Here is a 24,217-nt window from a genome sequence, read left to right as displayed (position 1 = left end):
GGGCACAGTGGCTATCTAAAGACAGTGGCTAACTAAAGAACGCCCCAAAGATAGCGCCGAGCTGCCGCAGGTGTTCTACCTCGCTAAGCAGAAAGTCCGGCCCGCCCGGGCGGCCGACTATGAGCAGTAAGTCAGTTCCCTTGATTGGCGTTCCCGCCAACGCGGACTCCATCACAACCCAGTTCTCGGGAATCCAATCCTCGCGCTCTGGGTTCAACACGCGGGCCTCGGTTAGTGGCGGGTGGTCGAGTTCAAGCCCGTTATCCTCCGGGGCGGCGGAGGAGGCAGCTACCCGGTGCGTCCGCGGCGACGTATCCAACACCAGCGCCCAGCCCGCCGTCATGGAGCGCGGCAGATCCTGCATCATGATCTCTAGCGCTTCTTGTAGTTGACGCCGCTTTTCCGCCACTCCAGACAGCATCTGAATCTGGCCACGTCGGTCGATCTTGCCGGAAAAAGGTCTGATCGAATCGACATAGAAGCCATCGAGCTCCTGCGTGGCGGTGATGAGACTATCCGGCAGATGTCCCGAGGGGATGGAAACGACAATGTCGTCGATGACGGAGTCCGGATCATCCTCCGCTGGTCCGACGATATCCACGCCACGAATATCGCCGCCGACAGTCCCCAGTGCCATGGCTAGCAAGCCAAGGGATCCGGGGGAATCAGGCATACGGACACGCATGAGGAAAGACATGGAACCGATACTAGCGCCACCTGAAGTCCACGGGGGCAGGTTGGCTTGGCTAGAGTAGAACCCATGTCTGAGATTTCGCGCGAAGATGTTGCCCACCTGGCCCGCCTGGCTCGCCTGGACCTAGGGGAACAGGAGTTGGATGAATACGCAGCTCAGATCGATGGAATCGTCGATCACGTTGCAGCGATCAGGAAGGTGGACACCGAAGGCGTTGAGCCATTGAGCCACCCCACCCAAAACGTTGACGGCGACGTTGCCGTCATGCGTGAAGACGTGGTCGTTCCGAGCCTTACGCCCGAGCAGGCACTCGACCAGGCTCCGAAGCAGAGCGAGCAGCGCTTCGAGGTGCCGCAGATCCTCGCGGACTAGCCACAACGCCAACAGACCGTTTAGAACCCGTTAGAACAACGAACGTTAGAGAAATAAGGAACTGTAGGAACACTCATGGCTGAGAACAAGTACATCGTCGGTTCCCGGGATGACTCGGACTTCACCACCTGGACCGCCGCGGAAATGGCGGAAAAGATTCACGCGCGCGAGATCAGCTCCCAGGAGGTTACCCAGGCTCACCTGGACCGCATCGGTGAGATTGACGGGGATATCAACGCGTTCCTGCACGTTGGTCCCGACGAGGCTCTCGCCGCAGCCGCGAACGTCGACGAGGCGCTGGCCGCAGGCGATCAGCCGACCAGCAAGCTGGCGGGCGTGCCGCTGGCGCTGAAGGACGTGTTCACCACCATGGACGCGCCGACCACCTGTGCATCGAAGATGCTCGAGGGCTACATGAGCCCCTATGACGCGACCGTCACCATGCGCCTGCGCGCAGCGGGTATCCCGATCCTGGGCAAGACCAACATGGACGAGTTCGCCATGGGCTCCTCCACGGAAAACTCTGCGTACGGCCCGACTAAGAACCCCTACGACCTGGAGCGCACTCCGGGCGGTTCCGGTGGTGGCTCGTCCGCAGCTCTGGCTGCAGGCATGGCTCCACTGGCTATCGGAACGGACACCGGTGGTTCGATCCGCCAACCCGCCGCACTGACCAACACCGTGGGCGTGAAGCCCACCTATGGCACCGTTTCCCGCTATGGCCTGGTGGCTTGCGCATCCTCTCTGGATCAGGGAGGCCCGACGGCGCGTACAGTATTGGACACCGCGCTGCTGCACGAGGTTATTGCAGGCCATGACGCCAACGACTCCACCTCCTCCACCCACGCCGTCGCACCGGTCGTCGAGGCCGCAAAGCAGGGCGCTTCCGGAGACCTCAACGGTGTGAAGCTCGGCGTAGTCAAGCAGTTCGAGCGCGCTGAGGCCTTCCAGCCCGGCGTGCTGGAGGCATACCACGCCAACTTGGAACAGCTGAAGTCTCAGGGCGCTGAACTGGTGGAAGTTGATTGCCCGAACTTCGACCATGCCATGAACGCCTACTACCTGATCCTGCCCTGTGAGGTCAGCTCCAACCTGGCTCGTTTCGACGGCATGCGCTACGGCCAGCGCCGGGGAGACGACGGTACCCGCTCCGCCGACCAGGTGATGAGCCTGACCCGCGCCGAGGGCTTCGGCCCCGAGGTGAAGCGCCGCATCATGCTGGGAACCTACGCCCTGTCCGTTGGCTACTACGACGCGTACTACCTGCAGGCGCAGCGCGTACGTAACCTGATCTCTCAGGACTTCGCCAAGGCCTATGAGCAGGTCGACGCTATCGTCGCACCGGTTACCCCGTCCACCGCATTCAAGCTGGGGGAGAAGGTCGACGATCCGTTGGCGATGTACATGTTTGACCTGTTTACCCTGCCGCTGAACCTGGCGGGCGTATGCGGCATGTCCGTGCCCGGTGGCTTTGCAAGCGATTCCGGCCTGCCGACCGGTCTGCAGATCATGGGCCCAGCACATGGCGACGACCGTCTGTACCGCGTCGGCGCCGCTTTCGAAGCCGGCCGCGCCTAAGCGTGCCTAAGCACGCCGAAACTGGCCATTGACTGGCGGCTAGCCGTCTAGCTTTCGGCCAGCTTTCAACTAGCTTTTAGCTAGCTTTTTGGCGGGGCGGGATCCGCCCATAGCCGCACGCGTATGGTGGAAGTCATGGGTAAGCTTCCCGAACTTTACACAGGCGATGGTTTCGTCGAAGACCCCGACGGCTCCCGCCGCTGGGGTGTGCTCGGCGCCGCGGGGCTGTTTCTCGTCACTGACGACCGCCACGTTCTGATGCAGCACCGCGCCAAGTGGACGAACCGTGGCGGAACCTGGGCTCTGCCCGGGGGAGCGATCGACGTCGGCGAGTCACCTACCGACGGCGCCCTACGAGAAACGTGGGAAGAAACAGGCGTGGGGGCGTCAGCAATAAAGGTCCACCAAGAAATCGTGACCTCGACCGTGCCTGTCAAGAAGGCGTACTGCCGCCTTCCAGTTCGCGAAGAAGAACGGCACCTCTTTGCGGGGATTGAAAAGATCATCGAGCGCAACGGGGATCCCCGCCAAGCCCTGCAGGACTTTCCGGTTCGGCACCCTAGCCTGGACGCCGACTTGGAGGCTCACGGCATCTTCGGACTCGGAGGCACGTTCTGGTGGCAGTACGTCAACCCGGAAATCACTGAGTGGACGTACACCACTGTCCTAGCCACCTGCGCCGAGCACCTGGAACTTCATCCGACCGCCGAATCGCTGGAGCTGCTGTGGCAACCCATTGACCGGTTGGAGGAGCTGCCGCTCATGCCGGAGTTTCAAGCAAGTTTGTCTGCTTTGAGGGCGGCAGTAGACTCACTGTAAGTGAACGCACAGCAGCTCCCACCCACACACCGCACTCGCTCTGCAGAAGAAACCTATCCCGCACTGCCTCTGCCGCTGTCACAGGCGTGGCGCGCCCTCGTGGCGTTGTGTATCGGGTTTTTCATGATCCTGCTGGATCAGACGATCGTGGCCGTCGCCACGCCAGCATTCCAAGTAGACCTGCATGCCGACTACGGGCAGGTGCTGTGGGTCACCAGCGCTTATTTGTTGACATTCGCAGTGCCCCTGATGGTCACCGGCCGGCTAGGCGACCGCTTCGGGCCAAAGAACCTATATATAGCGGGCATGACGATCTTCACCCTCTCGTCATTGGCCTGCGGCCTGGCGGGCAGTATCGAAATGCTGATTGCCGCCCGCGCCGTGCAGGGTATCGGCGGGTCACTTTTGACACCGCAGACCATGAGCGTGATCAACCGTATCTTCCCGCGCGACAAGCGCGGCGCAGCATTGGGTATCTGGGGTGCGACGGCAGGAATTTCCACGCTCGCCGGGCCGCTGCTCGGCGGCTTCATTACGGAGTACGCCACGTGGCACTGGGTGTTCTTTATCAATGTGCCGATCGGCGTGCTGTCCGTAGTAATGGTTGCCCGGTGGGTGCCGCGCTTCCGGCCGACGCGCGACCGCATTAATGTGCCGTCGATCCTGCTTTCCATGGTGGCGATGACGATGGTGATCTACGGCATCCAGGAAGGCGACCCCGCCGGCTGGGCTCCGTGGATTTGGGCGCTGCTGGTCGGCGGCGTGGCGATGATGATCGCCTTTGTCTGGCTGCAATCCTGCCTGTCCGCGGGCAGCGCGTTGGTACCCATCGCGCTGTTTACCCGTCGCCATTTTGCCTTCGGTAACGCTTCGATTTTCACTATGGGGTTCACCATCGCCGGCATGATGGTTCCGGTGATGTTGTTCCTGCAGGAAGTCCATCGCTTCGGTCCAATGAAAGCCTCCTTCGTTGTAACTCCCATGGCCATCATCGCGGGGGTGATGGCGCCATTCGTCGGCAGGCTTGTTGACCGCTACGATCCCCGGCGTTTCGCCGTGTTGGGCTTCTGCTTGATGGCCATTGGAGTGGCCGCGCTGGCGCTATCCATGCGACCCGAGCGCCCGCTGTGGATGATCATCGGATCATTCGTGATCCTGGGCTTTGGCAATGCTTTTGTCTGGGCGCCGAACTCCACCGCCACACTGCGAGACCTGCCGCCGCAGTTCGCCGGTGCGGGCTCCGGAATGTACAACGCCACCAGGCAACTCGGTGCAGTCACCGGTGCAGCGGTAATCGCCGCGGTCGTGCAAGCACGCGTTAGCGTAGTCGGCCCCCAAGCCTTCGGAGAATCACTGCTACCCGCGGTAGTCATGCTCATCCTCGGCGCACTGGCTTCCAGCATGGCTCGGCAAGAGGCGAGCCACGGAGACGAGTAGGCGTCCATAGGCGTACATTCCCTTGCCGTCCGGCAGATCCGACGCCATATCGCTAAACTTTGAAGCATGCGTATTGCGACCTTGACCAGTGGTGGAGACTGCCCAGGATTGAACGCCGTCATCCGAGGCATTGTGCGTACGGCGGCAGGGGAAGGCCATACCGTCGTTGGCTTTGAAGACGGCTGGCAGGGACTGTTGGAAGATCGTCGTGTGCAGTTGTACGACGACGACTTCATCGATCGTATTCTGCGCCGCGGAGGCACCATCTTGGGTACCGGTCGCCTGCACCCGAAAGACTTTATGGCAGGCATCGACCGCGTGAAGGCTAATCTCGCTGACGCGGGCATCGACGCTCTGATCCCCATCGGCGGCGAGGGCACACTCAAGGGCGCGCGCTTCCTGCATGACAACGGAGTCCCGGTGATTGGCGTGCCGAAGACCATTGACAACGATGTCAACGGCACGGATTACACCTTTGGTTTTGACACTGCCGTCGCCGTCGCGACCGATGCCATTGATCGCCTGCACACTACCGCTGAATCACACGATCGCGTGATGATCGTGGAGGTCATGGGCCGCCACGTTGGCTGGATTGCGTTGCACGCGGGCATGGCCGGCGGTGCGCACGAGATCCTCATTCCGGAGTTTCCATTCGACATTGATGACGTCTGCCGTCGCATGGCACGCCGCTTCCAGCTGGGGGAGAAGTACGGCATCATCGTTGTCGCCGAGGGAGCGCTGCCGAAGGAAGGCACCCTGGAGGTTGCGGAGCGTGAAGTGGATCAGTTCGGCCATGAGAAGTTCCAGAACATGTCGGCGCTGATTGCCAAGGAGATCGAGAACCGGTTGGATACCGACGTGCGTTCCACCGTCCTCGGACACATCCAGCGCGGCGGTACGCCCACTGCGTTCGACCGCGTACTGGCAACGCGTTTTGCCGTGAACGCCACCAAGGCTGCAATCAACGGCGATTTCGGCAAGGTCGTGGCGCTTAAGGGCGGCGACATTGATCTGATTGACTTTGAAGAAGCCGTCGGAACGTTGAAGGAAGTTCCCGAGAAGCGCTACGAGACGGCACGTTCCCTGTTCGGGTAGTGACACACCGCGCCATCCACTAGAGCGGACGGCAAGGCATAGGAGTCGGGCGCCTGTCAAGGGAGAATTGTTTTCCCTGTGGAAAACCGTTTTTTCGGTGAAAATTATCCACAGGGAGTTTCTTGCGGCGGGGCGAGAAAAGGCGCGATGTTTTAGCGTTGGCGCTATGGAAAAACTGCGGCAGCTCGGGGAGCTTCAGCGCCAAGTGGCAGCGGCCCAGCGCCACGGCGCTGATCTGCTGAGCGAAGCCTTTGGCGTTCCTGCCGAGCAGCTGCCCTTGGAAAAAGAACTCGCTAGGAGAGTGGCGCGGGCGGCGGAGCACTTCTCCGGGCCGGCGTATTCGCGTTACAAGAAGCGCGCGCTGGAAGCTGCGCGCCGCAATCGTCACGGCCTGGACGTGCTGATGCTCATTGCCGAGCGGGCGCGCACATTGGGTATCAAACATCGCTACGTCTTCACGGAGCAACTGTGCAACACAGCCGGAGACCTGACGGCGATCTCTCGCCGCGCCACACAGCTTCGACGCCGCATGCAAGGGCCACGAGTGCCAGACGATGGCGGACGTCGCATCCTCCACGGAACGAAGACCACCATCCAGTTCACCGGTCCGGCACACGAAATGTCGGAGATCTGGGAGTCTGCACGCCTAGACCCATTGGCATGGTTAACCGAGAATCGAACCATTCAGCGCAGCACGCTGACCACCAATGTTGTCGTCGGACTAGACGAATACATGCAGGTGCTTAGCGGTCAGGGCGATGAAGTGGAATTACGTGCGACCAATGGAGCAGTCCTCACCGGAGCGGAATACGTCGCCCGACGCCTCGCAGAAGCCAGCGGGGTAGAGCCGCATGCCGTTGAAGTGAGCGCCGCCGAGTTGGGCGCCTCCGAGTTGAGCGGCGTTGAAATGAACGGCGTTGAATTGAGGAATGGGGATTACATAACTCTGATATCGGCGGAGCAAGGACCGGTGAACCTATATCGGGTGAGGCGGTTGGCGTCACAAAAGCAGCGCCGAATGCTGGAAGCCGAAACGACGCAATGCGCCTGGCCGGGGTGTGGGCGTCCTGCGAGTGAATGCCAAGTACACCACCTTCAGGAATTTGCACGAGGAGGGGAAACGAACCCCGAGAACATGTCGCTCTTATGCCCGTACCACAACGGAGTAAATGGACAGCCAAACCGAGGGAGGATGGCGCGGGTAAGCGGACGCGTCACCTGGTTGCCACCCGGGCGGGCAGCGCCCAAGGACGCCCAGCGGTAGCGACCCCAACGACACACAGCAGCGGGGACGTATTAAGATGGCTGGCATGACTGCGCCTGTCTACGATTACTCCGATGATGTGATGGACTTCGACGAAGTGCTGGAGCGCTTCGACCCGGTAATGGGCATGGAAGTCCACGTCGAACTCGCAACGAAGACGAAGATGTTCTCCACTTCTTCCGCAGAGTTCGGCGATGCACCTAACAGCAACGTTGACCCGTGCAGCCTTGGCCTGCCGGGTGCGCTGCCGGTAGTGAACAAGCTGGGCGTGGAATGGGCAATCAAGATTGGCCTGGCACTGAACTGCAAGATTGCTCCGAAGTCTCGCTTCGCGCGGAAGAACTACTTCTACCCGGACCAGCCGAAGAACTACCAGATTTCCCAGTATGACGAGCCGATCGCCTACGACGGGTACCTGGATGTTGTCCTGGAAGACGGATCCGAATGGCGCGTGGAGATTGAACGCGCTCACATGGAGGAGGACACCGGCAAGCTGACGCACCTCGGCGGTGCCGACGGTCGCATCCATGGCGCAACCGCCTCCCTCGTAGACTGCAACCGCGCCGGAGTGCCGCTGATTGAGATCGTGACCAAGCCGATCGAAGGCGCCGGCGAACGCGCTCCCGAGGTTGCGAAGGCATACGTCTCTGCGCTGCGCGATCTCGTGAAGGCCCTGGGTGTCTCCGATGCGCGCATGGATCAGGGCTCCATGCGCGTCGACTCGAACCTGTCGCTGCGTCCCGTGGGAACCACTGAATATGGCACGCGCACCGAGACGAAGAACATCAACTCCCTGAAGTCCGTTGAGCAGGCAGTGCGCTTTGAAATGCAGCGTCAGGCAGCATGCCTTGTCAACGACGTGGAGATCGTGCAGGAAACCCGCCACTACCAGGAAACCGACGGAACCACCTCCAAGGGGCGCCCGAAGGAGACCATGGCGGATTATCGTTACTTCAACGACCCGGATCTACCACCCGTACTGGCGCCCGCCGAATGGGTGGAGGAGATTCGCTCCACCTTGCCGGAAATGCCGTGGATTCGCCGTGCCCGCATTCAAAAGGAATGGGGACTGAAGGACGAAGAGATGCGAGACCTGGTCAACGCCGGTGCCCTCGATCTCGTCATCGACACCGTCGAAGCGGGAGCCAAGCCCGATGAGGCGCGTTCCTGGTGGGTCTCCTACCTCGCAGGAAAGGCAAACGAACAGGGCGTGGAACTGTCTGCGCTAGACATCACGCCAGCCCAGGTGGCGCGGGTGGCGTCATTGGTAAATGAGGGCAAGCTGACCACCAAGCTTGCGCGCCAGGCCGTGGACGGCGTACTAGCCGGTGAAGGCGACGTCGATGAGGTCGTAAACGCTCGTGGTTTGGAAGTTGTCCGCGATGACGGCGCCATCGAAGCTGCCGTCGATGAGGCACTTGCTGCCAACCCCGACATCGTGGAGAAATACCGCGCAGGCAACAAGAAGGTCACTGGTGCGATTGTCGGCGCCGTGATGAAGGCCACTAAGGGCAAGGCTGACCCTGCTCAGGTGAACCAACTTATTGCCAAGAAGCTCAGCTAAAGGGGCAGCAAAGCGGGCTGCTGCTATTTAAGCGTCCGAGACATGCCGAGTGACCTCCCCCACAAGCTCTAAAGGTCGGAATAGTCTGGGTGGCGTGAATAACAACGCGAAGCCAAACAACCCTAGGCCCACTAGTCCAGATGACGATCTGGCGGATGACATGCACAATGACATCGACGTGCCGGTCTACCGTCGTGAAGCGAATGAGCCCGCCGCTGAGGAGCCTGCTGCAGACGAGCCCTCAGCCGGTTCGACGAAAATTGAGAAGCCGAGCGAAGTTGAGGACGAGCCCGGAGCTGAGGCTGCGCCAGCTCCAGAATCAGCCGCGGAAGGTAAGCCTAAACCCGCGAAGCGGGATATCTACGCCTTGGCTGGTCGCGCCCGGCCCCAGCGAATTGAGAGCAGGGCAGCGGAACTTGCTCCCGCTGAGTCCAAGGATTCTGACGTAGATCTGACTAACCTTGACGCTCCCACCAAATCCACGGCAGCCGGCACAGCTGGCGCGGCAAGCGCCACTGGCGCCGCTAGTACGACTGCGGAGGATCGCTGGGACAAGATCGATGATTCCGACGTTGCGCAGTATCCAGATTCGGGAGCTAGCAACCAGTCCTTGCCTGAGGAGAAGCGCCCACTAGAGGCCGGCGTCGCACCCGAGGAAACGGAGAGATCCGCAGTTGCTGCGCCTGAGACCGCAGCTGCTCCAGAGAGCACTACTGCGCCTGAGACTGTTGTGGCGCCCGCAGCCGTTGGGGCACCGGCAGCGGTTGGAACGCAGAACACCGCAGAGCCAGGTGACACTGTGGGGACGCCCACGGAAGACGCTTCTGCAACCGCGAAGCGCGGAACCACAAGCTTTGGCCTCTTCGTGCTTCGGGCAGCGTTAGGCGCATACCTGCTAGTTCGTGGACTGCAGACGCTATTCTCCTTCGGCGGAGACCCCGGCGTGGATGTCTTCCAGACCCAGCTGGAGAACTACAACTTCGCGGACATCCTGGCTATCGGCATCCCAGTAGCGCAGGTTGTAGCCGGTGGACTGCTGTTGCTTGGTCTACTCACACCGTTCGGTGCGGCGCTGGCTACGGTGGTTGCAGGTTTCATGGCATTCCACAACCTCAACAACTTCCAAGGATCCCTTTGGCCATATGGAATGAGCCCTTATATCCAGCTATGGGTCGTTCTGACAGTGGTTTCGATCAGCCTTATTTTCGTCGGTCCTGGCCGTATCAGTCTTGATCGCAGCCGAGGATGGGCAACTCGTCCACTAGCCTCGGCGTGGATCTTCTTCGTGGTTGCAGTGGCGGCGACTGCTGGTCTCTGGCTCGCGGTCGGCGGAGGTAACCCGTTCAACTAGGGAACGTTCTTCTGTCGTCGTAGCATTCAACTGCGCTCGGCCAGTATCCGCCCCGTCGCGGTGTCCGTTTGGGCCACTGCGGCGGGGCTTCCATCTGCCACAACTTGCCCTCCGCGCGCGCCTGCACCTGGTCCCATTTCAATCACTCGGTCTGCCTGGGCGACAACGCGCATGTCGTGTTCCACAATCACCACCGTGTTCCCGTTGTCGACTAAGCGCTGCATCTCTGCCACCAGCAGGTCTACGTCCGCGGGGTGCAATCCAGTGGTCGGTTCGTCCATGAGATACACGGTGTGCCCACGCTGCGCACGCTGCAGCTCGGTCGCCAGCTTGATCCGTTGAGCTTCGCCACCGGATAGCTCCGTCGCCGGCTGGCCGAGCCGCAAATAATCCAAACCCACAGCAGATAGCGCTTGCAAAGCGCGAGCGATCGGCTCTTCGTTCGCGAAAACGTCTTTGGCTTCGGCGACCGTCAGCCCCAGTACATCCGCGATCGTCCTCCCGTTCCACGTCACTTCGAGTGTCTCCGCGTTGTATCGTGCACCGTGGCAGTCTGGACAAGGAGCATAGCTGCCGGGCAGGAAGACCAACTCGATCTCGATCTGCCCTTCGCCGCTGCAAGTCGGGCACCTCCCTTGGGTGACATTGTAGGAGAATCGGGAGACGGTCCACCCGCGCTGCTTCGCCTCGCGGGTCTGGGAGAACAATTTCCGAACGCGGTCGAATAGCCCGGTATAGGTTGCAAGGCAAGAGCGAGGAGTCCTGCCGATGGGCTTCTGAGAGATTTGTACTAGCCGGTCGACACTATGGCTTTCACCGCCGCTGTTCTTCTCCTTCGATTCCACGTCTCCATCGTTCACGGCTGTCTTGACTTGTTCGCGTAGAGTACTGGCGAGAACCTGGAGGAGGGTGGATTTGCCGGAACCGGATACGCCCGTGAAAGCGGTGAACGTGCCGAGGCCGATAGTTACGGTGAGATTGTCCAGGGTGCGCTGGTTGATGTCCCGGAGTACCAGCGCCCCGGAAGGGGTGCGAGCCTTAGAGTCGCTGGTCAGCTCCAAAGGCCCGGCGGAGAGTGCTCGTCCGGTGGGGCAATCCATCTCGGCCAGTCCGCGCTGTCCCGTTGTAGGACTGACGGGGCCGGAGTAGAGTACCTCGCCGCCGAGTTCGCCTGCACCAGGACCGACGTCGACAACCCAGTCGGCTTCTGCAACTAGGTGCATATCGTGCTCGACGAGAAGGACACTGTTGCCCGCGTCCAGGAACCTGCGGATAAGTTTCGACACTGCGCGGCGTTCTTCGGGGTGCAGCCCCGCAGAGGGCTCATCCAGTACATAGGCCACGCCGAAGAGTCCCGAGCGCAATTGAGACGCCAATCGGAGTCGCTGCAGCTCGCCCGCTGACAGTGTCGCCGTCGCTCGATCCAGGCTGAGATGTCCGAGCCCCAAATCCACCACCGACTGTAATGTGGGAATTGCCTGATCCAGCAGGATCCTCTCGGCTTCGGCGGCTGCGCCGTCGGGGGATTTGGATGTGTTTGGGAGGTCGGCTCGACGCTCTATGAAATGCTCTACCACCTCCTCTAAAGGAAGCGCTCCGAGGCTATCGATGGGGTAGTCGAGATAGTTAACGGAAAGCGCCTCGGTATTTAGCCGACGCCCTTTGCAAGTGCCGCAGCGTGACGAGCGCATAAACGATAGCACCCGCCGGCGCGTGGAGTCGGATCCTGTTTCGGCCAATGTCTTCCGCAGATAGGAGGCCACCGAACGCCAGGTGCCTTCATATGTTCGCTGAATCTGATCCGCCCCGCGATGTGGATGGATTGTTACGACGGGGCGCTCATCGGTGAAGAGAATCCAATCTCGGTCGGCACGCGGAATGTCACGCCAGGGAATATCCATCGGAAATCCAAGTTCCGCCACGATATCGTGGAAGTTCTTACCCAACCAGGCACCCGGCCAGGCTGCGATGGCGCCTTCGTCGATGCTGAGCGACGGATCCGGAACCATCGATTCCTCCGTCGGCTCATGCACCACTCCAGTGCCTTGGCACTCCGGACACATACCGACCGTGGTGTTAGGAGAGAAGCAATCAGAATCCAGCCGGCCACGGCGCTTCCGCAACGTCGACGGATACTCCCCGCATCGGGAGTACAGCAGACGGATCGTATTCGACAGGTTCGATACCGTTCCTACCGTCGAGCGCGCCCCTCCCGCGGATGCGCCTTGTTGTAAAGCGACCGTCGGTGGTAGCCCCTCCACGGAACCGACCCGCGGGTCCACGGCTCCACCGATCAACCTCCGTGCGAACGGTGCGACCGACTCCAGATACCGGCGTTGTGCCTCCCCATGCAGCGTTCCAAACGCAAGTGAAGATTTCCCCGATCCAGAAACACCCGTCACTGCCACAAGCGCATTGCGCGGAAGCTCAACGTTCTGATGTTTGAGATTTCGCAGATGCGCGTCGCGGACGCGGATCATGCCATCCGTGCTGCCACCATCTGTTGCGTTGTGTGCGGGGGACTGGGAGGTGGAATCTTGCATACTTCCCAGTCTACGGACGCCACAATGGCTGCCGGCAGGGCACTACCTGACTTCGCGGACGGCTCCGCGGTCTGCGGAAGTTGCCATGGCGGCATACGCGCGCAGTGCCTTGGTGACCTTTCGCTGGCGGGTGGTGGGGGTCCAGGGCTTGTCGGAGGCCTCCATCTCGGCACGGCGCTGCTCGATCTCAGCATCGGAGATGTTCAACTCGAGGCGACGTTCGTGGACGTCGATCGTGATGGGATCGCCATCGCGGACCAGACCGATCAGTCCGCCGTGCGCAGCCTCGGGGGAGATGTGGCCGACGGACAGGCCAGACGTACCACCGGAGAAGCGTCCGTCGGTGATCAGTGCACATTCCTTGCCCAGGCCAGCGCCCTTGAGGAACGCAGTCGGGTGCAGCATCTCTTGCATTCCCGGCCCACCGGCAGGCCCCTCATAGCGGACGACTACCACGTGTCCGGGCTTGACCTTCTTGTCCAGGATCACACGTACGGCTTCTTCTTGAGATTCAACAACCAGCGCGGTGCCTTCAAAGTGCCAGATTGACGGGTCAACACCCGCGGACTTGATCACAGCACCGTCTTCGGCGAGGTTGCCGCGCAGGATAACCAATCCGCCGTCCGTGGTGTATGCGTGCTCTACATCGCGGATGACGCCACCTTCTGCGTCGGTATCCAGGCTGGACCAACGGTTCTCTGTGCTGAATGGCTCGGTCGTGCGGACCCCACCGGGGGCAGCATGGAACAACTCGATGGCTTCTTCTGTGGCGGCGCCAGAGCGGATATCCCAGGCCAGCAGCCACTCCTTCAGCGTGGCGGAGTGGACGGAGTGGACGCCTTCATTCAGTTTGCCGGCACGATAGAGCTCGCCCAGAATGGCGGGGATTCCGCCTCCGCGGTGGACGTCCTCCATGTGGTAATCGGAGTTCGGGGAAACCTTCGACAGGCAGGGAACCTCGCGGGAAAGCTGGTCGATGGAGTGGAGGTCGAAATCAACTTCGCCCTCCTGGGCAGCTGCCAAGATGTGCAACACGGTGTTCGAAGATCCGCCCATTGCCATGTCCAGTGCCATGGCGTTTTCAAACGCTTCGCGAGTCGCAATGTTGCGCGGCAGGACGGAGGCGTCACCTTCGCCGTAGTAGCGGCGGCAGAGTTCGACGATGGTCGTGCCAGCCTTGGTGAACAGGTCACGGCGCTTGGCGTGGGTAGCCAGTGTGGAACCATTGCCCGGTAGCGAAAGCCCCAGTGCCTCGGTCAGGCAGTTCATCGAGTTGGCGGTGAACATGCCGGAGCAGGATCCACACGTCGGACAGGCGGCTGACTCAACTTCCAACAGAGACTGCGCATCAACCTTGTCAGAAGCAGAGGCCGAGATGGCGGTAATGAGGTCCGTCGGAGCTTGCACGACGCCATCGACAGCCACAGCCTTGCCTGCCTCCATCGGCCCACCGGAAACGAAAACCACCGGGATGTTCAGACGCATGGCGGCGTTCAGCATGCCAGGTGTGATCTTGTCGCAGTTGGAGATGCAAACTAGCGCATCGGCTGCGTGGCCGTTGACCATGTACTCCACGGCATCAGAAATCACTTCGCGGCTTGGCAGCGAATAGAGCATGCCCGCGTGCCCCATGGCAATGCCATCGTCTACGGCAATGGTGTTGAACTCGCGGGGCACACCGCCTGCCTCGCGGATGGCGTCGGCGACGATTTCGCCAACGTCTTTCAGGTGCACGTGCCCCGGGACAAATTGTGTATAAGAGTTCGCGATGGCGATGATGGGCTTCTCGAAGTCCTTGTCCGTCATGCCTGTGGCACGCCATAGGGCGCGAGCGCCTGCGGCGTTACGGCCTTGGGTGGTGACGGTGGATCTCAAGGGGATGGCATTCATGCTGTTCTCGGTTCTCGTCTTCGTCGTTGAAGGTCTGTTCTGTTTTTAGCAGTTTTCGACTGGCCACCGTGCGCAACTGCTGATTTTGGTTTGCGCTATTCGCTAGTTTCAGTGTTGCGCTCGGCGTTTCCCCGCTCGGCGTTTCCTTGCTTGGAGCTGCCTTCCGGTACTTCAGCTTCTGTTTCCACTCCCGCTTCGCGGCGGCGCTGCTTTTCGTACTCCTTGTACTCGTCCTTGTCCATGAGAACGGCGTATCCGTCCTTGTTGACCACCTGAACCTTGTCCTCCGTCGCTTCGCGTGCTGGGGTGACAGGGTCGGGGATACGTCCGCCACTTACCTTGTGTAGGTCGATAAGGGAGTTGAAAGTAATGCCGGGAAGCCAGAAGCTATTTTCCTGCTTGTCCACTGCGTAGGCGCGTCCGGCTCGGTTAAAGCGCAGCGCCCGGAAGTCTTCCCACTGCATGGTTTTGCCTGCGCGGAAGAGGTAGCGCGTGGTGATGGCTTTGTCGGTGACGGTGGTGCGCACTCGCAAAGTCCACAGAATAAACACTAGCGGCACCAGTGGAACCCAGAAAAACCAGGCGACCTTATAGCCCGTGAAAAGTAGGCAGATCAGGAACATGACGATCCCGCCGAGGATGTGTTCACGGCTGGGGTGGAAAACCTTCGAGCTCATGTATGTCATTTAATCAGCCGCGGGCGGTGTCGGTCGCATTGGGCTCGTTCTGCGCATTAGGGTTTTGCGTTGCGCTTTGCCCGCCATTAGCAGGTGCACTCGTGCGCGCCTGTCCGTTTTGTCTATTGGGATTACCAGCGGATGTTTCGGCGGTGCTTCCGGAGGAGCCGCCGTCTACACTTTGACTGTTTCCGCCTGCTTCGGAGTTGTTTTCGTTGGCATTGCCGTCTGTCACATTGCGGTCTGTCACGCTGCTGTCCGCGACATTTCCCTCCGTGGCATTGCTTTCTGTTGCGTTATCGGCGGTTGCGCTCTCGCCCGTTGCATCGGAGTCGGACGTCTCATTTGCCTTTGGATCCACTGTCGATTCGCTCTTGGGTTGGCGATCGCGCCAATAATCCGGGGAAAGCCATCCGGTGTCGCCACCCTCCGGGTTGGACGACGCCAAGGCCAACCCGCCGACCAGAAGCAGTGCCAAGATCAGACCCGTCGTTGATGGGCGGGTACGGCCTCCGATGCTCATTAGCCTCTTAAACTTCGACTTGTACTCAGCGTTGCGCCAAATGCCCGTGAACTCGGATGGCTCTTCGTAGCCTGTCTTATCATCGGTTGCCTCGGCGGCAATGTCCGCATCATGTGCGCTGCCTTTAGCGGCTGTATCAGCGACTGTTCCGTCCGAGGTGACCTGGCCAGCGTGTGCGCCTCGCGTACGGCCAAGGGTACCGTCGCTATCAAGCGGCTTGACTCCCGGACCGTCGTCCTTCGAAGCGGGATGAAGCGGGTTATTAACTGTGGATTGAGTAGATCCTTGCTCTGCCTTAGCCGCGTCGCTTGCGGCGGCGTGGGAGTGCTGAGCGGGCAAGACTTCCGTTGGAGCCAGCGCGTGCTCTGCCGCTACGGCCTTACGGGGGTCGGTGGAGGGAGCTTCAGCACCGCCGAGGAACGCCCGTGGCATGTCGTAGCGATCCCAGAACACGTTGACCAGCGCCGACCGCAGAACACGTTCCACTGCCCATTGGCGCGCTGGGTTCACAACGACCATCACACGAAAGTTCACCTGCCACGGCTGCCCAGCAGCGGTGGGGGCGACAATATCCGTGGCGGGCAAAACTTCTAATTCGCCCGTCACGTCGTCGGCAATCGATTCGTCTTCCAAAGCGCGACCTGCAGTCGTTTCGACGCGTTGCGTTAGCTTCGACATGGACTCGCCCGGCTGCAGAGGAACGGCCAGGTCGACCACCGCGCGCGACCAGTCTTGGGAGTAGTTGGTAATTACACCGGCTGAGCCGTTGGGGATGGTTACGACCTCGCCGGAAGCCGTGCGAACCTTCGTGGCACGCAATGTCAGCCCGACGACGGTGCCGGAAATGTTGCTGGATGTTCCGTCGAAGGCGACGAAGTCGCCCACACCGAATTGACGCTCGGAGATGATGAAGAAGCCCGCGAGAAAATCTCCAATCACGTTCTGCGCACCGAAACCAATGGCAGCCGACACCACCGTTGCTGGCAGTGCAGCGCCCATTGCGGGTACGCCGAGGTTTGTTAGCCCCAGCATGATGATTGCGAAATACGCAATTGCCTGCAATACGTAGACCAGTGCGCCGACGAGAGCTAGGCGCGACTTGGTGGCCTCTTCGCCCTCGTCAAATCGACTGCTAACAATGCGAATCGCCAAACGACCCAAGCGCGGGATCAAAATTGCGATAATTATCAATGCGCTCAAAGGAATGCCGTGAACGACTAGCCATTCCCAGAGTTGGAAAGCATAGAACTTCAACATGGTATTCCACCGTAGTCAGGGAGCCTGTTGGGAAGCTGGCAGTCGTCGGCAAAAGGCCGGTTTTTGGCTTGAGATCGGCCGGCCTCGTGGCGCCGGGAAACACAGGTCGGGGGCGGTTTTAGGGTGTTCAATATGTGAGATCACGGCGCCATACTTTGAGAAACATGTGGTCAAACGCTTGACTGTCTTGCTGGAAAGCGCTATATTTAGAGCCATGAAATCCACGCAACTAGTACGAGTACTCATTATCGAGGGGCGCCACTAGCTTCCTCGTCGAGCTCGACACGGCGCCCCCGACAACCGACTCACATGGTCGGCTGCTTGGGGGCTTTTGTTGTTTGTTGTGTGGAGGACATACATCCAAACCGAACAAGCGATTCCACACCGTAGATTTTCGGCTTTTCGCTTCCTAGAGGCGGTAGGCGACCCAGAGGTGCGCCAATCGTTCCGGGAGCTAAGAGCAAAGAATTGAAGGCAGGACGGACTCAAGGAGCGAAGGAAAACGTGACACACACATCACGCTCGCAACCCAGCCCCGCCACCTTGGCGAAGCACCCCCGCGGCAAGCAGCCGGAGCGAATTAACGGCGCACAGGCCGTGGTGCGCTCGCTAGAAGAGCTAGGTGCCGACGTAGTATTCGGCCTGCCTGGCGGCGCCGTGCTGCCGCTCTACGAGGCTCTTTACGACTCCGAAAAGCTGAACCATATCCTCGTTCGCCACGAGCAGGGTGCAGGCCACGCTGCCACCGGCTACGCGCAGGCTACCGGCCGGGTGGGCGTGTGCATCGCAACGTCCGGGCCGGGTGCGACGAACCTGGTAACCCCCATCGCTGACGCCAACATGGACTCTGTTCCCCTGGTTGCGATCACTGGCCAGGTGGGTAAGGGGCTGCTGGGTACTGACGCCTTCCAGGAGGCAGATATTCGCGGCGTCACCATGCCGATCACCAAGCACAACTTCATGGTGACTTGCCCGGAGGACATCCCTGGCGCCATCGCGGAGGCCTTCCATGTAGCCTCCACTGGCCGCCCGGGTGCGGTGTTGGTGGATATCCCAAAGGATGTGCAGAACGCAGAATTGGCTTTCAGCTGGCCACCGACGTATGAGCTGCCCGGCTACCGGCCAGTCACCAGCCCACACCCGCGGCAGATCGAGGAAGCTGTGCGGATGATCAGCGCTGCAAAGCGCCCGACGCTGTACATCGGCGGTGGCGTTATTAAGGCAGAGGCTCACGCGGAGCTGCTGGAATTTGCAGAGGCGAACGACATCCCAGTCGTCACGACTCTTATGGCACTGGGTAGCTTCCCGGCCTCGCACCCGCTGTACATGGGCATGCCGGGCATGCACGGAAGTGTTCCGGCGGTGGCAGCGCTGCAGCGTTCCGACCTGCTGATCACCATCGGCGCCCGCTTCGACGATCGCGTCACCGGTCACGTGGAGAGTTTCGCGCCCGATGCGAAAGTCATCCACGCCGACATCGACCCGGCAGAGATCGGCAAGATCCGCGAAGCTAATGTCCCGATTGTCGGAGACGCTAGGGAAGTACTTGCAGCTCTCCATCAGGCGATGCGTAACCTGGACCTGAAGAAGCCCGCTACCGCGGGCTGGCTGAACTACCTGCGCAAGCTGAAGCAGGACTTCCCCCGCGGCTATGATGAGCAGCCCAATGGCAAGCTCGCTCCGCAGTATGTTATTGAAACGCTGTCGAAGACCGTCGGGCCGGAAGCTATCTATGTTGCCGGCGTGGGGCAGCACCAGATGTGGGCTGCGCAGTTCGTCGACTACGAGAATCCTCGCACCTGGCTGAACTCCGGTGGTCTCGGCACAATGGGCTACTCCGTGCCCGCGGCCATGGGTGCGAAGGCCGGCAAGCCAGATACCTCCGTTTGGGCCATCGACGGTGATGGCTGCTTCCAGATGACCAACCAAGAGCTCGTTACCTGCGCGGTGGAGAAACTGCCCATCAAGGTTGCTCTTATAAACAACGGAAACCTCGGCATGGTGCGTCAGTGGCAGACGCTGTTCTACGACCAGCACTACTCCCACACCAACCTGAAGCCGGGGGAGACGTACCTGCCGGACTTCCTCATGCTGGCGGAATCCATGGGCTGCGCGGCATTCCGCGTCACGAAGCCAGAAGACGTGGAGCCGACCATCCGTAAGGCGGAGGAAATCAACGACCGCCCGGTCGTCATCGACTTCATCGTTGGCGAGGACGCGCAGGTGTGGCCAATGGTCGCCGCCGGCACGTCCAACGAAGAAATCCAGTACGCGCGCAACCTGCGACCGTTGTTCGACGAGGAATCCTCGGCGGCGGAAGAGCCCGCGGAGATCCACGAGATCACCCAGGAAGGTGAGGAAGACTAATGAGCACGAGTAAGGAACAGGTCCACACTCTGTCCGTCCTGTGTGAGGATGTTGACGGTATCGTCTCGCGAATCTCCGGCATGTTCACCCGCCGTGCGTTCAGCATCATCTCGATCAGTTCGGGGCGCACGGAAGTGGAGGGCATCAACCGCATCACCATCATTGTCGAAGGTGAGGATCATGTGGTCGAGCAGATCACGAAGCAACTGAACAAGCTGATCCCCGTTATTAAGGTCACGCGTCATGATCCGGAGGTAATCGTCTCCCGCGGCTTGATGATGGTGAAGGTTTCCGCAGACAACTCGAACCGCACCCAGGTTGTGGAGTCCGCCAAGCTATTCCGTGCCCATGTCGTGGACGTCGGCCCGGAGTCGGTCATCATTGAGTGCACCGGTACGCCGTCGAAGTTGCAGGCTTTGCTGGATGTTCTGGAACCGTTCGGCATTCGCGAGTTGGTTGAAGCCTCACCGACTGCGATTAGCCGTGGCCCTCGTGCCATGTATCCAGCGAATCTTTAATGCTTGTGGTGATGTCCCTCGGTATGCAGCCGGGGGCGTCACTACCTACGAAAGAGGGCAAGAAGCCCACAGAGTTCACTATGTGGACAAAAAAGTCTCACTAAATGAAATAAAGTCTGCTATAAATGTAGATAGTCAACGAAAGGATGCTCCCCATGGCAATTGATGTTTTGTACGACGACGACGCTGATCTGTCGATCATCCAGGGTCGCAAAGTAGCCATCATCGGCTACGGCTCCCAGGGTCACGCACACGCGCAGAACCTGCGCGAGTCCGGCGTGGAGGTTGTTATCGGCCTACGTGAGGGCTCCAAGTCCCGTGCAAAGGCGGAAGAGGCTGGCTTCGCCGTGAAGACCAACGCAGAGGCTGCAAAGTGGGCCGACGTGATCATGCTGCTGGCTCCGGACACCTCCCAGGCGAAGATCTTCACCGAGGACATTGAGCCGAACCTGAACGACGGTGATGCACTGTTCTTCGGACACGGCCTGAATATTCACTTCAAGCTGATCGAACCGGCTGAGAACATCATCATCGGCATGGTTGCGCCGAAGGGGCCGGGTCACCTGGTTCGCCGCCAGTTCGTTGATGGCAAGGGCGTTCCTTGCCTCATCGCCGTGGAGCAAGACCCGAAGAACAACGGCCGCGACCTGGCTCTGTCCTATGCAGCCGCCATCGGTGGTGCACGCGCTGGCGTGATCCCGACGACCTTCGAGGCTGAGACTGTTACTGACCTGTTTGGTGAGCAGGCCGTTCTGTGTGGTGGCACCGAGGAACTGGTCAAGACCGGTTTTGAGGTTCTGGTTGAGGCTGGCTACGAGCCGGAGATGGCCTACTTCGAGTGCCTGCACGAGATGAAGCTGATCGTGGATTTGATGTTCGAGGGCGGCATCGGCAACATGAACTACTCCGTGTCTGACACGGCAGAGTTCGGTGGCTACCTGTCCGGTCCGCGCGTCATCGACGCGGATACCAAGAAGCGCATGAAGGACATTCTGACCGACATTCAGGACGGCGCCTTCACCAAGCGCCTGGTTGCCAACGTTGAGGGTGGCAACAAGGAGCTGGAGGAGCTGCGCGCTTCCTACAACGATCACCAGATCGAGAAGACGGGCGCCAAGCTGCGCGACCTGATGAGCTGGGTTAAGGTCGACGCTCGCGCTGAGACTGCGTAGAGCAGCCTGTCCAAAGAGGCTTCCCTAAAAGCTGCGTGCTCTCAGTCCCCATTTTCAATAAGTTGTCAATAAGGTTGAAGCTGCTTAAAGTGAGGGCATGAACGCTCCAACAAGTGCAGCTCAACAACAACCACAGAACCGTGGTGGTGTCGATGAACACCGCCACGGTTCTGCGCATTCGCACTATGTTCCGACGAATTCTCCGCTGCGCGCTTTGCTTATCGTTCTCGGAGTCACTGGCACAGTCTTCTTTGCAGAGTTGATTGGTGGCCTGATTACCGGCTCCGTCGCGCTGCTCGCCGATGCTATGCACATGCTGTCGGACGCTGCCGGGCTGATTATTGCCGTCGTAGCCATTTTCATCGGCCGTCGAGCTGCTACAGTGCAGGCGACATTCGGCTATCGACGGGTAGAAGTGGTCGCCGCACTCGTTAATGCGGTGACTGTGTTGGGGATTTCAATCTGGATTGTGGTTGAGGCGTTCCAGCGGCTCCACCAGCCGGTTGAGATTATGGCCGGTCCGATGATGATTATCGCCGTGATCGGTCTTCTGGCCAACGCGATCTCCGCGTGGGTTTTGAATCGCCAACGGGATCACTCTGTCAATGTGCAAGGTGCATTCCTGCATGTGTTGGCGGACATGTTGGGATCCGTCGCGGTGCTTGTGGCTGGCGGTGTGATTATCGTGACCGGCTGGCAATATGCCGACGTTATTGCTTCGCTGGTAATCGCTGCGCTGGTACTGCCGCGGGCTTGGCAGCTGATGATGCAGGCCCTACGCATTTTGCTCGAGCAAGCTCCTCCGGGGTATCAACCCGCTGAGATCGACGCTTTGCTGCGGCAGGTCGACAACGTGCTGGACGTGCACGACCTGCACTTGTGGTCGCTGGATGGCACAAGCGCTCTAGCCTCAGTGCACCTTGTGGTTCCGGACGGCTGTGACCCAGCTTCGGTGCTGTGCGCGGCACAGCAGGAATTACAGGAGTGGGGGATTGCGCACGCCACCATTCAGGTGGAGCGTGCCGCACACGCAGGCCATGAGGGGCCGCAAAATGTCTGCTAAGGGCTCGGAAAACTGTTCACAATAGCGGCAAGTCTAGGATATAGGCTTACCTTGTTTAGGTAACCCTAAATCGGGTAGTGTCTGGGGAATGATGAATTCTCGAAAATCCCTGCGCGGCTCCCTCCGACGCGCCCTTGCCCTCATAGTCGCGACGATTCTAGGAGCCACAACTTTGGTTGCATGCGGTTCCGGTGGCACCAACGATAACGGCGCAAAAGATGGCGAGTTGCGGGTCGTTGCTCTGGACTGGCGCTATGAGGAAATCCTCGAGGCTCTGGGCGTAAAACCGGTAGGAATTGTCGAGATCGGCAAGTCATCCGGGCCGAAAACCCTGGAGGGCAAGCTCGAGGGCATCGATTCGGTCGGCCAGGCTAAGCAGCCAAACCTGGAGGTTATTCAGTCTCTTGAGCCCGATTTGATCCTCGCTAGCCCAACGCGTCAGGAATCGATCATGCCCCAGCTGGAGGAAATCGCGGAGACAAAGTCCTATAGCGACGCCAGCTACACAGACGTCCTCGATGCCATGGATGACATCGCAAAGAAGCTGGGCAAAGAAGACAAGGCAAAGGAGATCCGCGAGCGTATTGAAGGCAAAGTCTCAGAGGCAAAGAAGCTCGTTAAGCCGGACACTCGTGCTGCACTGGTTGGATGGTCGAAGGGCACTCTCTATGCGTGGATCAAGGATTCCTTCGCAGGATCCCTTCTTTCTGACGCCGGCTACGTCTACGGCTACGACGGTTCCCGCACCGCGATCGAATCCAAGACTGACGTTGCTGAAATGACAGGCGATAAGCTCCCGGCGATGAAGCTGGATCGAATGTACTTGTACAACGACATTGAAGGCTTTAAGTCCAGCCCATACAAGGACGTGGTCAAGGACATCGTGGACGTGGAGCAGGACACGTGGTCCCGATCTCGAGGTCCACTGGCCGCAGAAGCAATGCTGGATCAGATCATCGAAACGGAAAACGCTCGTAAATAAACGCACCTTCGAGCGTCAGCGACCGAGGGAAGTGAAGTGCAAAGAGAGCTACAACCACGCCGTACAACGCAGTGGATCCTGCTGGCGCTGGGGTTGGCCGTTATTCTCGCGACGTGGGTTTGGCGCATGAACAGTGTGGAAGTGCCTCCGAACGCGCCAGAACTGGCAGGGGAGGTGCACGCCGTCATGCGCGACCGGCTTTTGGCGGCGACAGTGATCGGCCTGGCCTTGGGTGCCGCGGGTGTGTTGCTGCGCACCGCTACTCGCAATCCACTAGCGGATCCGGAAATCACAGGCGTGAACGCTGGGGCTGCGTTTGGCGCGGTTCTGTGCACGACGATAACGGGATCGGTGTCCGGCGCCGCGGTGCTGCCGGGTGCACTGTGTGGTGCGGCGCTTGGAGCGCTGATAACGGTGGGCATTGGAATGCGTGTAACAGTAGGAGATCCGACCGGTGCTCAGTCGGTACAGAGGATGATTCTGCTGGGCATAGCTGTTTCTGCACTATTCTCAGCATGCACTGCGATCACTTTGGTGATCGATGAGGCCCAGCTTTCGACTGTCCTGTCGTGGCTTTCGGGCCGCTTGGGTGGGGTGCGTTTCGGGGACTCAATACCCAGCATGATTGCTGTTGCGGTGGTGTTGCCTCTCGCGATTGCTGTTGGTCGGGGGCTAGATACTCTCTTTGCTGGTGACGCCCTTTCGTCCTCCGTCGGAGCTAACCCCCACCGGCTACGAATATTTGCGGTCGTGGGTGCCGTGCTTCTGATCGCTCCGGCGGTTGCAGCTGCCGGACCGATCGGTTTTCTTGGCCTGATGGCAGCGGTTGTGGCGCATCGGGCGGCAGGTCCGCGACACCGGGCGGGGCTGGTAATTGCTCCCGTGGTGGGTGCAGCGGTTCTGTTGGTGGCGGATTCCGTGGCGCAGGCGCTGTGGGCTCCCGCGGAGACTCCGGTGGGCGTGGTAACTGCCATTGCCGGTGTGCCACTGCTGTTATGGGGGATTAATCGACTTCAACCGGGCGGTGCGCGCCGATGAACGACAGGAGGAA

At 60.1% G+C, this 24,217-nt stretch carries 19 protein-coding genes; 14 read left to right on the top strand and 5 right to left on the bottom strand.

Annotated elements, in window-relative coordinates; genetic code table 11:
- Nucleotides 1-28: 28 nt before the first annotated feature.
- Nucleotides 29-697: an ACT domain-containing protein gene (locus tag AC06DS_RS09465; RefSeq protein WP_293789855.1), complete on the bottom strand. Its 669-nt coding sequence runs from the start codon at nt 695-697 to the stop codon at nt 29-31.
- Nucleotides 698-760: 63 nt separating this feature from the next.
- Between AC06DS_RS09465 and gatC the strand changes: the two genes are divergently transcribed.
- The 8 genes from gatC to AC06DS_RS09425 all read left to right on the top strand — a co-directional run bounded on the left by gatC (nt 761) and on the right by AC06DS_RS09425 (nt 10,174).
- Nucleotides 761-1,066 carry an Asp-tRNA(Asn)/Glu-tRNA(Gln) amidotransferase subunit GatC gene (gene gatC, locus AC06DS_RS09460; RefSeq protein ID WP_293789857.1) on the top strand — a complete coding sequence of 102 codons (306 nt, stop codon included), beginning with the start codon at nt 761-763 and terminating at the stop codon, nt 1,064-1,066.
- 75 nt (nt 1,067-1,141) lie between these two features.
- Nucleotides 1,142-2,644, top strand: coding sequence for an Asp-tRNA(Asn)/Glu-tRNA(Gln) amidotransferase subunit GatA (gene gatA, locus AC06DS_RS09455; RefSeq protein WP_477100616.1), 1,503 nt, complete (start codon nt 1,142-1,144; stop codon nt 2,642-2,644).
- A gap of 135 nt (nt 2,645-2,779) precedes the next feature.
- A complete protein-coding gene (locus tag AC06DS_RS09450; protein ID WP_477100615.1) occupies nt 2,780-3,463 on the top strand; it encodes an NUDIX domain-containing protein in 684 nt (227 codons plus the stop codon).
- The gene (locus AC06DS_RS09445; RefSeq protein WP_477100614.1) at nt 3,464-4,900 is read left to right on the top strand and encodes a DHA2 family efflux MFS transporter permease subunit; all 1,437 of its coding nucleotides are present in this window, start codon (nt 3,464-3,466) and stop codon (nt 4,898-4,900) included.
- 66 nt (nt 4,901-4,966) lie between these two features.
- Nucleotides 4,967-5,995, top strand: a complete 1,029-nt coding sequence (locus AC06DS_RS09440; protein WP_293789865.1) for an ATP-dependent 6-phosphofructokinase — start codon at nt 4,967-4,969, stop codon at nt 5,993-5,995.
- A 166-nt stretch (nt 5,996-6,161) separates the two neighbouring features.
- Nucleotides 6,162-7,259, top strand: a complete 1,098-nt coding sequence (locus tag AC06DS_RS09435) for an HNH endonuclease signature motif containing protein (RefSeq protein WP_293789867.1) — start codon at nt 6,162-6,164, stop codon at nt 7,257-7,259.
- A 46-nt stretch (nt 7,260-7,305) separates the two neighbouring features.
- Nucleotides 7,306-8,823 (top strand): Asp-tRNA(Asn)/Glu-tRNA(Gln) amidotransferase subunit GatB, encoded by a 1,518-nt coding sequence (gene gatB / locus AC06DS_RS09430; protein WP_293789869.1) that lies wholly within the window; start codon nt 7,306-7,308, stop codon nt 8,821-8,823.
- Nucleotides 8,824-8,917: 94 nt separating this feature from the next.
- Nucleotides 8,918-10,174 carry a DoxX family protein gene (locus AC06DS_RS09425; protein WP_477100613.1) on the top strand — a complete coding sequence of 419 codons (1,257 nt, stop codon included), beginning with the start codon at nt 8,918-8,920 and terminating at the stop codon, nt 10,172-10,174.
- Nucleotides 10,175-10,200: 26 nt separating this feature from the next.
- Here the strand turns inward: AC06DS_RS09425 and AC06DS_RS09420 are convergent, their stop codons facing one another.
- From AC06DS_RS09420 to AC06DS_RS09405, 4 genes are all read right to left on the bottom strand, one after another.
- Complete coding sequence (locus tag AC06DS_RS09420) at nt 10,201-12,654, bottom strand: ATP-binding cassette domain-containing protein (protein WP_477101200.1); 2,454 nt, start codon at nt 12,652-12,654, stop codon at nt 10,201-10,203.
- A 105-nt stretch (nt 12,655-12,759) separates the two neighbouring features.
- A complete protein-coding gene (gene ilvD / locus AC06DS_RS09415; RefSeq protein ID WP_293789872.1) occupies nt 12,760-14,607 on the bottom strand; it encodes a dihydroxy-acid dehydratase in 1,848 nt (615 codons plus the stop codon).
- Between the two features lie 95 nt (nt 14,608-14,702).
- Entirely contained in the window at nt 14,703-15,284 is a 582-nt protein-coding gene (locus AC06DS_RS09410; protein ID WP_448307532.1) for a PH domain-containing protein, read from the bottom strand.
- A 13-nt stretch (nt 15,285-15,297) separates the two neighbouring features.
- Nucleotides 15,298-17,064, bottom strand: a complete 1,767-nt coding sequence (locus AC06DS_RS09405; protein WP_477100612.1) for a mechanosensitive ion channel family protein — start codon at nt 17,062-17,064, stop codon at nt 15,298-15,300.
- 504 nt (nt 17,065-17,568) lie between these two features.
- Here AC06DS_RS09405 and AC06DS_RS09400 point away from each other — a divergent pair.
- The 6 genes from AC06DS_RS09400 to AC06DS_RS09375 all read left to right on the top strand — a co-directional run bounded on the left by AC06DS_RS09400 (nt 17,569) and on the right by AC06DS_RS09375 (nt 24,204).
- Nucleotides 17,569-19,431: an acetolactate synthase large subunit gene (locus AC06DS_RS09400; RefSeq protein ID WP_434817872.1), complete on the top strand. Its 1,863-nt coding sequence runs from the start codon at nt 17,569-17,571 to the stop codon at nt 19,429-19,431.
- On the top strand, nt 19,431-19,949 hold the full coding sequence (gene ilvN / locus AC06DS_RS09395) for an acetolactate synthase small subunit (protein WP_477100611.1): 519 nt from the start codon (nt 19,431-19,433) through the stop codon (nt 19,947-19,949). Before AC06DS_RS09400 ends, ilvN begins: the two co-directional genes overlap by 1 nt.
- A gap of 155 nt (nt 19,950-20,104) precedes the next feature.
- Nucleotides 20,105-21,121 (top strand): ketol-acid reductoisomerase, encoded by a 1,017-nt coding sequence (gene ilvC / locus AC06DS_RS09390; protein ID WP_293789882.1) that lies wholly within the window; start codon nt 20,105-20,107, stop codon nt 21,119-21,121.
- A 97-nt stretch (nt 21,122-21,218) separates the two neighbouring features.
- On the top strand, nt 21,219-22,184 hold the full coding sequence (locus AC06DS_RS09385) for a cation diffusion facilitator family transporter (protein ID WP_293789884.1): 966 nt from the start codon (nt 21,219-21,221) through the stop codon (nt 22,182-22,184).
- Between the two features lie 88 nt (nt 22,185-22,272).
- Nucleotides 22,273-23,166 (top strand): ABC transporter substrate-binding protein, encoded by an 894-nt coding sequence (locus tag AC06DS_RS09380; RefSeq protein ID WP_293789886.1) that lies wholly within the window; start codon nt 22,273-22,275, stop codon nt 23,164-23,166.
- Between the two features lie 126 nt (nt 23,167-23,292).
- Complete coding sequence (locus AC06DS_RS09375) at nt 23,293-24,204, top strand: FecCD family ABC transporter permease (protein ID WP_476727721.1); 912 nt, start codon at nt 23,293-23,295, stop codon at nt 24,202-24,204.
- The last annotated feature ends 13 nt before the right edge of the window (nt 24,205-24,217 follow it).

Source organism: Corynebacterium sp. TUM25015 (genome assembly GCF_056393505.1).
The sequence above is the reverse complement of the archived record's forward strand: the minus strand, read 5'-3'. Positions and strand labels throughout refer to the sequence as shown.